Consider the following 11,192-nt stretch of genomic DNA (forward strand, 5'->3'; position numbering starts at 1 on the left):
GCATGGCGGATAAATCCGCCGTGCCTTTTTTTGCGTGAATTGGAGGTTGAAAGCGGACTTTTGACAATGATCGCCTGTATTGTTGCCAACATACCGACTGTATGGTATTTTAAATCCATGGCAAGACCGACCAAACAATCACCTGAGCGCGGCGATGCGCGAATACGGCTCCTGGAGGCCGCGCGGGACATCATCCGCCAGAAAGGCTTTGCTGCAACGACCGTCGACGACCTCTGTCAGTCGGCGGGCGTGACAAAGGGCGCATTTTTTCATCATTTCAAGAGCAAGGAAGCGCTTGGCATCGCGGCGGCGGAATTTTGGACCGAAACGACTGGCGCGCTGTTTGCCGGTGCACCTTACCATGAGCAGGACGATCCGCTGAACCGCGTGCTGGCCTATCTCGATTTCCGGCGTGCGATCATCGGCGGCGAGACATGGGAATATACCTGCCTCGTCGGCACCATGACCCAGGAAGTCCACCAACAGGCTCCAGCCATTCGTGACGCCTGCGCCGACAGTATGTTCAGCCACGCCGCAACGCTCGAGGCGGACATCTCAGCCGCCATCCAGACCCGTGGCATCGTGACGGACTGGACTGCCGAAAACCTCGCCCGCCATACCCAGGCCGTCCTTCAGGGCGGGTTCATTCTGGCCAAGGCCTCCGGCGATCCCAACATGGCGCGCGACAGCGTTGATCACCTGATCCGCTATATCAAACTGCTCTTCGGCCAACTCGAAACGAAGCTAGAACAAGCAAGGGAGAAAGACCAATGACCAATCGTGAAGGCACCCCCATCTGGTATGAACTGATGACTGACAACCCGGACGCGGCCCAGAAATTCTATGAAAGTGTCATGGGCTGGAAGTTCGAGGCAATGCCCGGCGGGCCGGACATTGATTACCGCATCGCATCTGCCAAAGACAAAACCGTCGCCGGCATGATGCGGACTCCTGAACATGCGCAGCGCATGCCGAGTATGTGGTTTGTCTATATCGGCGTTGAAGACGTCGATGCCTCTGCAGACAAAGTCAGATCGCTAGGCGGCGGTGTCGATATTGAACCCACCGACATTCCCGGGGTCGGACGTTTTGCCTTCTGCACCGATCCGCAGGGTGCGAAATTCTATCTTATGCACGGCAACAGTGATGAGGACAGCACAGCTTTCGCGCCGATGCAGCCCGGCCATGGCTGCTGGAACGAACTGGTCACATCTGACCAGAAAGCGGCGCTGGATTTCTACAGCAAGCTGTTCGGCTGGGAGCATGGCGGCGCGATGCCGATGGGCCCCGCGGGTGACTACACCTTCATCAACCATGACGGCGGGATGATCGGTGCGGTAATGGACCTGCCGGAAAAGGATGCCAAGCCGTTCTGGAATTTTGCGATGCAGGTCGCCGACATCGACGCGGCCAAGACGGCCGTGGAGAAAGCGGGCGGCAGCGTTCGAATGGGGCCGCATGAGTTGCCGGACAACAGCGGCTGGTTGATACAGACGGATGATTCGCAGGGCGCAAAGATCATGTTCGTCGGGACGCGGAAGAACGCGCTGTAACAGTGAGGCGATCCGACTCCGGGGTGATGCGAAGCGGTCATTGGCTGCTTCGCATCTTTTTTGCTGTTTGGGCCCGGACTTGCCATTCCCAGCATCTTTGATCAACGAAAGCTTTGTGCCCAGCCTCTCAGGAGGCGGCAACCACTTCCATGACAACTCCAGACAGTTCATGATCCCAAACCCGGGTCACACCGCCCAAAGCCGGGATATATTCATACCCGCCACCAGGCCAAAATCAGTCCAGCTCAACCACCATACCATCCTGCAGCGTGACCCGACGGTCCATCAGGCTGGCAAGATCGTGATTGTGCGTGGCGATCACCGTCGACAGGCCGGACTGGCGCACCAGCGCGTCCAGCGCCTCGAACACGTAGCCGGCTGTTTCCGGATCGAGGTTGCCTGTCGGTTCGTCAGCAAGCAGAAGCAGCGGGGCATTGGCCACGGCGCGGGCAATGGCCACGCGCTGCTGTTCGCCGCCCGAAAGCTCGGACGGCCGGTGTTCGGCACGATGGCCGATACGCATGTAATCGAGCAATTGCGCGGCGCGCTCCCTGGCATCGGCCTTCGACAGTCCGGTGATCAGTTGCGGCATCATGATGTTTTCAAGCGCCGTAAACTCCGGCAGCAAGTGATGGAACTGATAGACAAAGCCGATTTCGGATCTCCGGATCGCTGTGCGACGGTCATCCGACAGATGGCCGCAGGCTTCGCCGTCGACAATCACATCGCCCTCGTCCGGGCGCTCTAGCAGTCCCGCAAGATGCAGCAGCGTCGATTTGCCGGTCCCCGAAGGTGCCACCAGCGCCACTGTTTCTCCCGCCTGCAGCGTAAAGTTTGCGCCATCCAGGATAGAAATCTGGTTTTCGCCCTGGACAAAATGCCTCGCGACATCGACCAACTGGAGGACCGGATGTCCTGCCTTGCGCTGTGGTTCATTCATAGCGCAAGGCCTGTACAGGATCGAGTTTGGATGCACGCCAGGATGGAATCAGCGTGGCGATGAAGGACAGCACCAACGCCACGACCAGCACGACAATGGTCTCGCCCGAATCCATGTCCGCAGGCAGTTGGCTCAGGAAATAGAGCTCGGGATTGAACAATGTCGTTCCCGAAAGCCAGGAAAAGAACTGGCGGATACGCTCGACATTGAGGCAAACAACGACACCAAGCACAAATCCTGCGAAAGTACCGGTCACACCGATCGCGGCACCGGTCATGAAGAATATTCGCATGATCGCACCCGACGTCGCGCCCATGGTGCGCAGGATGGCGATGTCGTGGCCCTTGTCCTTGACCAGCATGATCAGCCCCGAGATGATATTGAGCGCAGCCACGAGAATGATCAGCGTCAGGATCATGAACATCACATTGCGCTCGACCTGCAGCGCCGAAAAGAACGTCTGGTTGCGTTGCCGCCAGTCGGTGATGAAAATCTGCCGCTCCGCGGCTGCCTCGATCAGCGGGCGCATCGCGTCAATCTCGTCAGGATCATCGACATAGATTTCGATGGACTGGACCAGACCTTCGGCGTTGAAATAAAGCTGCGCTTCCGTCAAAGGCATGAAGATGATCGAGGAATCATACTCCGACATGCCCACCTCGAAGATTGCGGAAACCGGGTAGGCCTTGACCCGCGGCGTCATGCCAAAGGGCGTCACATCGCCCTCCGGCGCTACAAGCGTTATCAGATCACCCGCCCCAAGCCCCAGCGATTGGGCCATGCGCGATCCGATTGCCACTCCTTCGCCGGCGATGAACCCCAACATGTCGCCCGACTTGATGTTCTCGGAGACGATCTTCATCGCCTGAAGATCCTCGGCGCGAATGCCGCGCACCAGCGCGCCGGTTCCGGCGCCGCCAACTCCGGACGCCAGTGTCTGTCCTTCAACCAGCGGAATCGCCATCTTCACGCCCTCGACAGCCTTGAACCGGGATGCCAGCGCGTCGTAGTCATCAAGCGGCCGGTCAATCGGTTGCACCACGATATGGCCGTTGATACCGAGTATGCGGGTGATCAGTTCGCCGCGAAACCCGTTCATCACCGCCATGACGATGATCAGTGTCGCCACACCCAACATGATACCGACAAAGGAAAACCCGGCGATCACCGAGATGAAAGCCTCCTTGCGCCGCGCTTTCAGATACCGCCACGCCACCATGCGTTCGAACGCCGAAAACGGCTTGGCCGACGGTGATGGCAGACTGGCTATGGTGGCGGCGTCCGTATCGGTCATGCGAGGCTTCCCTTTGAGCCGGACAATCGTCTAGCGGGCTTGCGCGAGGCGGTTGATGGCGTCTTCGATCGAAAGTGTTTCACGTTCGCCGGTGGCGCGCACCTTGATTTCGACATTGCCCTCGGCGACCGAGCGTGGTCCCGCGATCACCTGTAGCGGCAGGCCGATCAGGTCGGCCTTGGCGAATTTGGCGCCGGCGCGCTCATCGGTATCGTCGTAGAGCACCTCCAGCCCGGCATTCTCGAGCGCCGTCTCAAGCCGTTCGCAGGCAGCATCGCAGGCCGCATCACCGGGCTTCATGTTGATCAGCCCAATGTCGAAAGGCGCCACGCCCTTCGGCCAGATGATGCCGTTCTCGTCATGCGATGCTTCGATGATGGCGCCGAGCAGCCGCGATGGACCGATACCGTAGGAGCCCATGGAAACATAATGCTGCTTGCCGTCAGGGCCCTGAACAAACGCGTTCATCGGCTCCGAATACTTGGTGCCGAAATGGAAAATGTGGCCGACTTCAATACCGCGGGCGGAAACCCGGGTATCCTCGCCCAGCCCATCCCAGGCCTCGCGTGCCCAGTCTCCCTTCTCCATGATCTCGTCGGTGGCGGCAAACGGCGTCGTCCATTTCTCCACCACTGCGGCAACCGCGGCGTCATCCTCATAATTCATGTTTGCGCCTGGCACGGCGAAGGCTTCGAAATCACGGTGACAGAAAACCTGGCTTTCACCGGTTTCGGCAAGGACGATGAACTCATGGCTCAGACTGCCGCCAATCGGTCCGGTATCGGCGCGCATGGGGATCGATTTAAGACCGCAGCGTTCAAAGGTGCGCAAATAGGACACGAACATCCGGTTATAGGCAGCCTTTGAGGCCTCGTAATCAAGGTCGAAGGAATAGGCGTCCTTCATCAGGAATTCGCGGCCGCGCATCACCCCAAAGCGGGGCCTGCGCTCGTCGCGGAACTTCCACTGGATATGATAGAGGTTGAGTGGCAGATCCTTGTAGGACTTGACGTAGGAGCGGAAGATATCGGTGACCATCTCCTCGTTGGTTGGTCCGTAAAGCATCTCGCGATCATTGCGATCGTTGATGCGCAGCATTTCCTGACCGTAATCATCATAACGGCCGCTTTCCTTCCAAAGGTCTGCGGGCTGCACGGTGGGCATCAGAACCTCGATGGCCCCTGCCCGGTTCTGCTCCTCACGGACGATGTTGCAAACCTTGTCGAGCACACGTTTTCCCAGCGGCAGCCAGGAATAGATTCCGGCAGATTGCTGCTTGATCATGCCTGCACGCGCCATCAGGCGGTGGGAGACGATTTCCGCATCCTTCGGGTTTTCTTTCAGAATGGGCAGAAAATACTTGGACAGACGCATGGGATAATCCGGTTTGGCTTCAAGCCTTGCAGGCTGAATCGGGCAAAATGAGGGTTGGCGTGCCAAGCGTTCATATCCGCTTCGACAGCCAAAGAAAACCCGTCACGCAGGTCGTTGCGAAGCAGAGAAAAGACATTGTCTCTTTTGTGACCGGATGTGCCACATCATCGTCATAAAAAGCGTGACAAGCACCTTTGTTTAAGCTAAATAGAGCTCACTAAAGAGGCACTTCCTACGGGAAATTGCTCATTTCGCGGTCAAAGTCTTGGGAGGATAGGATCTCAGGCGCGCTTTGTTCGCAGCCCCCGAGCAATCGGGAAACAGATCACGCGACACCTGAATAACAAGGCTTTTTGCCTTGTTTTTTTTTGACTGAATTCTGTGCTTACCGGTCTGGCCACAGGTGTCCGGCCAGACCGGTCAATGCCGGTCAGTCTGACTTGCGCGCGCCCTTGCCGAGTTCCTTTCGAGCACGAACATCCTTGTCCATTTTTTCAAGACTTTCCACGATGCTGTCATCAGGCTTCTTGGATACATCAGGGACAGCTCGACGCTGGTTGCGCACCGATTGCTGATCATCGCCCTGCAGCGAATTGTCGCCCATCTTGTCCTGCGCAAGGTCGGTCTCGGTAATTTTGCTGGCTTCTTTGACTTTTCTGGACATCACAAGTCTCCATTGATCCATACTGCTCACTTCCCAACGAGGACCGCAGCAGATGGTTCCATGGATACAAGGACGATAACTCGTGACAGAGCAGGTTCGAACCGCAACTGTGCGGTCAGACTGTTCCGGTCCGCATTCTCAGGATTTGAAGTCGGGCGACAATGCAATCAGATCATCGAGCGAATAGCCGCCGATCACCGTCACCGCGAAATAGGCGGCAAACACAGCGGCCGATATCAAGGTCGTGCGCAAAAAGATCGGCCAGAACCGAAAATTCGCCGGTGCGCTGTGCGTCGTCCCCAGGGTCACCTCACCCTCGTCGGCCTGGCTGCGTGCCGAAAACGGCAGCACGGTGAACAGCACAACCCACCAGATGATGAAGTAAATCGCAAAACCGGTGCCAAAACCCATGACCGCGTTCCTAAGCCTGCTCGAGTTCAATCAAGGTGCCGTTGAAGTCCTTCGGATGCAGGAAAAGCACGGGTTTCCCATGAGCACCGGTCTTTGGTTCGCCGTCACCGAGCACCCGCGCGCCTTCGCTTTTGAGCCGGTCGCGGGCCGCAAGGATATCATCGACCTCATAGCAGACATGATGCATGCCGCCCGACGGGTTCTTGGCCAGAAACGCGGCAATCGGAGAGCCCTCGCCGAGCGGTTCGAGCAATTCGATCTTGGTGTTGGGCACGATGACGAAAACCACGGTGACCCCATGCTCTGGCAGCGCCTGCGGCTCCGTCACCTGGGCGCCGAGCATGGTTCGGTACTGGGCGGTTGCCGCAGCAAGATCCGGCACAGCGATGGCGACATGGTTCAGGCGACCAAGCATGTTCGACCTCTTAGATCTTGTTGACGAAGACCGTCACGACGGGTTTCTTGCCCCATACCTCGTTTGCGGCGGCGCGAACAGAGCGGCGAATTGCCTCGCGCACTCCGTCGGTATCCTTGCGACGTCCGCGCGGGATGCTTTCGACCGCTCCAAGCACCGAATCATAGAGAATGTCCTCCATGTCGTCGCCGTCGCCGTCAAACGCCGGCAAACCGATAGCCGATACCACCGGATCGCGTTGAAATTCAAAGCGGTGATCCAGCACGACATTGACCGCGACATGCCCCGCAAACGACAGCTTGCGGCGTTCGGAAATTCCCATTTCGTCGAAATCGCCAAGCAGATTGCCGTCCTTGTAGATGCGGCCGTGATGCACTTCGCCGATAACTTCCGGATCGCCCGGCGCCAGCCGCAGGATCGATCCATTGCGCACCCGTGGCGTGATCTCGATGCCAGATGCCTGCGCCAACGCGGCCTGAGCCGTCAGATGCGCGGCTTCCCCATGCACCGGCACCAGGATCTTGGGCTTGACCCATTCATACATCTGCACCAGTTCGCTGCGGCGCGGATGGCCTGACACATGCACCAGCGCGTCGGTATCGGTGATGATCTTGATGCCCTGGTCGATCAGGCCGTTCTTGATTTCGATAATGCCTTTCTCGTTGCCCGGAATGGTCCGCGAGGAAAACACCACGGTGTCGCCGGATGCCAGCGCCACATTGCGCATCTCGTCACGTGACAGCTTGGCAAGCGCCGCGCGCGGTTCGCCCTGGCTGCCGGTCAGAATGACCACCACCTTGTCGCGCGGGATATAGCCATACTCATCCTCGGCCAGAAACTCCGGAATCCCCTCCATCATGCCGAGATCAGTGGCGACATTGACCACGCGCTTGATCGAACTGCCGAGCAACAGAACTTCGCGTCCCGCATCGCGCGCGGCTTCCGCGATCGAGCGGATACGGCCGACATTGGATGAAAACGTCGTGATCGCTACCCGGCCTTCGGCCTGCTCGATGACTTCACGCAAGCCCTGGCTGATTTCTTTCTCCGACGGAGAGATTCCATCCCGCATGGCGTTGGTGGAATCGCACATCATGGCAAGGATCCCCTCCTCGCCAAGTTGCCGGAAGCGATTCTCGTCGGTCAGCGGCCCGAGAGAAGGCGTGAGATCGATCTTCCAGTCACCGGTGTGAATGAGATTTCCCAGAGGCGTGCGGATCGCCAGTGAGAACGGCTCCGGAATCGAATGGTTGACGGCGATCGGCTCGATCTCGAACGGACCGACCGTGAAACGCTCGCCCGCCTTGAAAAGATTGATCGGCACTTCGGCGCGGGTTCGCTCATAGGCCCGCTTGGCCTCCAGCATTCCGGCGGTAAAGGCCGAAGCATGGACCGGTACCTTCAACTGCGGCCAAAGCTGCGCCAATCCGCCATAATGGTCTTCATGGGCGTGGGTGATGATGATCGCCTTGAGACGTTTGCCCAGACGTTTGACGAAATCGATATCCGGCAGCACAAGGTCCACGCCCGGCAATTCGGGTCCGGGAAAGGTAACCCCGCAATCGACCATGATCCAGTCGCGCTTCTCCGGCGAACCGAAGCCGTAGAGGGCGAGGTTCATGCCGATTTCGCCAACGCCACCAAGCGGGAGGAATACTAGATCCTGAGTTTTTGTCATCAACTGTCCTGTCCGATCATTTCGTAACGGCGCCGCGCATTGCATCCAACGCGTCGGGCCACTGAAGTCCTATTCATGCTGCATGGTTTTCACCCTGAGCCAGCACCGATCCAGGGTAAAACCATGAAGCATCAGGAGAAAAACACGTCGCCGGAAGCGATCATCTGTTTCTGTCCGTCCGCGGTCGCAAGCATCAGCCTGCCTTCACTGTCTATGCCGTCAAACAGACCATGGATCTGCCGGTCTGGCAAATTCACCGTCACCGGTTTTCCGATGCCGTCGGCACGCTCGATCCAGGCATCACGAACAACCGGAAGCCCGCGTCCGCGATTCCAGTCCGACAGCGCCTTGTCCATGCACACCACCAGATGCGCGAACAGCTCCTGCGGGGTGCCGGAACTGCCTTGATCGGCCAGACACGTGGCCGGATAAAGCCCCGCTTCCGGCTTGTGCGCAATATTGACGCCGCACCCGATCACGACAGCCCTGCGGCCATCATTGAGCTGTTCGGCTTCGATCAGGATGCCCGCGGTCTTGCACCCGGCAATCAGCAGATCATTGGGCCACTTGATCCGCAGACGGTCCGTTCCGCCCGGCAATTGCGTGGCCACGGCGGCATGCACGGCCAAGGTCACAGCAAGCGGCAAGCTCGCCATGTTTTCCCACGGCGCCGGATCAATCAGCAAAAGCGAGGCATACAGGTTGCCCGGCTCGGATATCCAGGTCCGGCCCCTTCGACCACGTCCGCCGGTCTGCCGCGAAGCCGTGACCCACAACCGCCCCGGATCGCCCGCACGGGCCCGCTCCATGCACTCGACATTGGTGGAAGATACATCCCCCAACTCGACATGCCGGAATTCCGGTTCCTTCATGCGGCCCGCCGCGACATCTTAGAAGAATGTCTTTGCGGCAACGTCGGCTGCCAGACCAAGCGGATTGGAAACGACCACATAAAACAGGACGAACAGGCCGGAAATCCCGAACACCAGCTTCAGCTCGCCAGCCACCGGCACGAACGAACCGACGGGCTCATCAAACCACATGACCTTGACGATACGCAGATAGTAATAGGCGCCGACCACCGAAGCCAGAACACCGATGATGGCAAGCCCATAGAGCTTGGCTTCGATCGCCGCCACGAAGACGAAGTACTTTCCGAAAAAGCCCGCCAGAGGCGGAATGCCCGCCAGCGAAAACATCAGGATCGTCATCATCAGCGCCATGAACGGATTGGTCGATGACAGGCCTGCCAGATCGTCGATCTGCTCGACATTGCCATCTTCCTTGCGGCGCATCGCCAGAATGCAGGCAAACGCACCCAGCGTCATCACCATGTAGATCAGCATGTAGAGGATCACGCCGCGCACACCGGCCTGGCTGCCCGCAGCCAGTCCGACCAGCGCAAAGCCCATATGTGCGATCGAAGAATAAGCCATCAGCCGTTTGATGTTCTTCTGGCCGATTGCCGCGAATGCGCCAAGCACCATCGAGCCGATCGAGATGAAGACAACAATCTGCTGCCAGTCGAGCGTCACCGGTTCGAACGCCACGATGACAATCCGGATAAACAGCGCCATGGCGGCAACCTTGGGCGCCGCGGAGAAAAACGCCGTCACCGGAGTCGGCGCCCCCTCATAGACATCCGGCGTCCACATGTGGAACGGAACGGCGGAGATCTTGAATGCGACGCCGGCGAGCAGGAACACCAGACCGAAAACCAGACCCAGCGGCCGTTCGCCACCGACAATCGTCGCGGCGATCTCGTCAAAGCCGGTGTAGCCGGTGTAGCCGTAAACCAGCGATGCGCCATAAAGCAGCATCCCCGAGGACAACGCGCCGAGCACGAAATACTTGAGCCCTGCCTCGGTCGAACGCAGGCTGTCGCGGTTGATTGCAGCGACCACATAAAGCGCCAGCGACTGCAACTCCAGGCCCATATAGACTGCAATCAGGTCATTGGCGGAAATCATAAGCATCATGCCGAGCGTCGCCAGCACGATCAGCACAGGAAACTCGAACTTGTCGATCCGCTCGGCTTTGGCATGACCCACGGTCATCACCATGGCGGTGATCGATCCGATCAGGACCAGAACCTTCATGAAGCGGGCAAAGGGATCGGACAGGAACGCACCATTGAAGGCTTCGCCATTTCCGGTCACCAGCACCAGCACCAGGCCCGCCATGATCAGCAGCGCCACCGCCAGGCCATTGACAAGTGTCACCGACTTTTCGCCGGAAAACACGCCAATCATCAATAGAGCCATGGCGCCAACGGCCAGCATGAGCTCAGGCACGGAAAGCTGTAGGCTAGAAGTGAGTATTTCTGGCGTCATGGTCCCGCAGTCTCCGTAGCTCAGTTAACCGACAGCGCGAGATCGCGCGCTGCCTGCAGCGAAGCTGAATAGTTGTTGATCAGCGCGTCAACCGAAGCTGCCGTCACATCAAAGATTGGCGCCGGATAGACACCAAAGAGGATAGTCAGCGCGATCAGCGGATAAAGGATCGCCTTCTCGCGGCCTGACAGATCGAGCATCGCCTTCAGGCTTTCCTTCTCCAGCGCCCCGAACACGACTCGGCGGTAAAGCCACAGCGCATAGCAGGCCGACAGGATCACGCCGGTTGCAGCGAAAGCCGCCACCCAGGTGTTGACCTGGAACACGCCCATCAGCGTCAGGAATTCACCGACAAAGCCCGACGTGCCCGGGAGCCCGACATTGGCCATGGTGAAGATCATGAACGCCACCGCGTATTTCGGCATGTTGTTGACCAGACCGCTATAGGCCGAAATTTCGCGGGTGTGCATCCGGTCGTAGATAACGCCCACGCACAGGAACAGCGCACTCGATACCAGCCCATGGCTGAG

At 58.6% G+C, this 11,192-nt stretch carries 12 protein-coding genes; 2 read left to right on the top strand and 10 right to left on the bottom strand.

Features of this window, described 5'->3' with window-relative positions; all coding sequences use genetic code 11:
• Positions 1-117: 117 nt before the first annotated feature.
• Both ABJN75_RS08335 and ABJN75_RS08340 read left to right on the top strand, forming a co-directional pair.
• Positions 118-774 carry a TetR/AcrR family transcriptional regulator gene (locus tag ABJN75_RS08335; protein ID WP_348438649.1) on the top strand — a complete coding sequence of 219 codons (657 nt, stop codon included), beginning with the start codon at positions 118-120 and terminating at the stop codon, positions 772-774.
• Between the two features lie 35 nt (positions 775-809).
• Positions 810-1,553: a VOC family protein gene (locus tag ABJN75_RS08340; protein WP_348438651.1), complete on the top strand. Its 744-nt coding sequence runs from the start codon at positions 810-812 to the stop codon at positions 1,551-1,553.
• A 235-nt stretch (positions 1,554-1,788) separates the two neighbouring features.
• Here ABJN75_RS08340 and ABJN75_RS08345 read toward each other — a convergent pair whose 3' ends face one another.
• The 10 genes from ABJN75_RS08345 to ABJN75_RS08390 all read right to left on the bottom strand — a co-directional run.
• Positions 1,789-2,493 (bottom strand): ABC transporter ATP-binding protein, encoded by a 705-nt coding sequence (locus ABJN75_RS08345; protein WP_348438630.1) that lies wholly within the window; start codon positions 2,491-2,493, stop codon positions 1,789-1,791.
• The gene (locus ABJN75_RS08350; RefSeq protein ID WP_348438632.1) at positions 2,486-3,787 is read right to left on the bottom strand and encodes a lipoprotein-releasing ABC transporter permease subunit; all 1,302 of its coding nucleotides are present in this window, start codon (positions 3,785-3,787) and stop codon (positions 2,486-2,488) included. The genes ABJN75_RS08345 and ABJN75_RS08350 overlap by 8 nt, the downstream gene beginning before the upstream one ends.
• 30 nt (positions 3,788-3,817) lie before the next feature.
• Positions 3,818-5,161, bottom strand: coding sequence for a proline--tRNA ligase (gene proS / locus ABJN75_RS08355; RefSeq protein WP_348438634.1), 1,344 nt, complete (start codon positions 5,159-5,161; stop codon positions 3,818-3,820).
• 430 nt (positions 5,162-5,591) lie between these two features.
• Positions 5,592-5,825 carry a hypothetical protein gene (locus ABJN75_RS08360; protein ID WP_348438636.1) on the bottom strand — a complete coding sequence of 78 codons (234 nt, stop codon included), beginning with the start codon at positions 5,823-5,825 and terminating at the stop codon, positions 5,592-5,594.
• Positions 5,826-5,963: 138 nt separating this feature from the next.
• Positions 5,964-6,236: a DUF1467 family protein gene (locus ABJN75_RS08365; RefSeq protein WP_348438638.1), complete on the bottom strand. Its 273-nt coding sequence runs from the start codon at positions 6,234-6,236 to the stop codon at positions 5,964-5,966.
• A gap of 10 nt (positions 6,237-6,246) precedes the next feature.
• Positions 6,247-6,651: a methylmalonyl-CoA epimerase gene (mce, locus tag ABJN75_RS08370; RefSeq protein WP_348438640.1), complete on the bottom strand. Its 405-nt coding sequence runs from the start codon at positions 6,649-6,651 to the stop codon at positions 6,247-6,249.
• Positions 6,652-6,661: 10 nt separating this feature from the next.
• Positions 6,662-8,329 carry a ribonuclease J gene (locus tag ABJN75_RS08375; protein ID WP_348438642.1) on the bottom strand — a complete coding sequence of 556 codons (1,668 nt, stop codon included), beginning with the start codon at positions 8,327-8,329 and terminating at the stop codon, positions 6,662-6,664.
• Positions 8,330-8,460: 131 nt separating this feature from the next.
• On the bottom strand, positions 8,461-9,201 hold the full coding sequence (locus tag ABJN75_RS08380; RefSeq protein WP_348438644.1) for a biotin--[acetyl-CoA-carboxylase] ligase: 741 nt from the start codon (positions 9,199-9,201) through the stop codon (positions 8,461-8,463).
• 18 nt (positions 9,202-9,219) lie between these two features.
• Positions 9,220-10,662 (bottom strand): NADH-quinone oxidoreductase subunit NuoN, encoded by a 1,443-nt coding sequence (nuoN, locus tag ABJN75_RS08385; RefSeq protein WP_348438645.1) that lies wholly within the window; start codon positions 10,660-10,662, stop codon positions 9,220-9,222.
• 20 nt (positions 10,663-10,682) lie between these two features.
• The coding region (locus tag ABJN75_RS08390; RefSeq protein WP_348438647.1) for a proton-conducting transporter membrane subunit at positions 10,683-11,192 on the bottom strand (510 nt) is incomplete at its 5' end.

The organism is Hoeflea sp. (genome assembly GCF_039975035.1).
Lineage (GTDB): Bacteria > Pseudomonadota > Alphaproteobacteria > Rhizobiales > Rhizobiaceae > Hoeflea.

Excerpts from the sequence above, each read along its gene's own strand:
- ABJN75_RS08335 (WP_348438649.1), top strand. The coding sequence starts at position 118 with ATGGCAAGACCGACCAAACAATCACCTGAGCGCGGCGATGCGCGAATA.
- ABJN75_RS08340 (WP_348438651.1), top strand. The coding sequence starts at position 810 with ATGACTGACAACCCGGACGCGGCCCAGAAATTCTATGAAAGTGTCATG.
- ABJN75_RS08345 (WP_348438630.1), bottom strand. The coding sequence starts at position 2,493 with ATGAATGAACCACAGCGCAAGGCAGGACATCCGGTCCTCCAGTTGGTC.
- ABJN75_RS08350 (WP_348438632.1), bottom strand. The coding sequence starts at position 3,787 with ATGACCGATACGGACGCCGCCACCATAGCCAGTCTGCCATCACCGTCG.
- proS (WP_348438634.1), bottom strand. The coding sequence starts at position 5,161 with ATGCGTCTGTCCAAGTATTTTCTGCCCATTCTGAAAGAAAACCCGAAG.
- ABJN75_RS08360 (WP_348438636.1), bottom strand. The coding sequence starts at position 5,825 with ATGTCCAGAAAAGTCAAAGAAGCCAGCAAAATTACCGAGACCGACCTT.
- ABJN75_RS08365 (WP_348438638.1), bottom strand. The coding sequence starts at position 6,236 with ATGGGTTTTGGCACCGGTTTTGCGATTTACTTCATCATCTGGTGGGTT.
- mce (WP_348438640.1), bottom strand. The coding sequence starts at position 6,651 with ATGCTTGGTCGCCTGAACCATGTCGCCATCGCTGTGCCGGATCTTGCT.
- ABJN75_RS08375 (WP_348438642.1), bottom strand. The coding sequence starts at position 8,329 with ATGACAAAAACTCAGGATCTAGTATTCCTCCCGCTTGGTGGCGTTGGC.
- ABJN75_RS08380 (WP_348438644.1), bottom strand. The coding sequence starts at position 9,201 with ATGAAGGAACCGGAATTCCGGCATGTCGAGTTGGGGGATGTATCTTCC.
- nuoN (WP_348438645.1), bottom strand. The coding sequence starts at position 10,662 with ATGACGCCAGAAATACTCACTTCTAGCCTACAGCTTTCCGTGCCTGAG.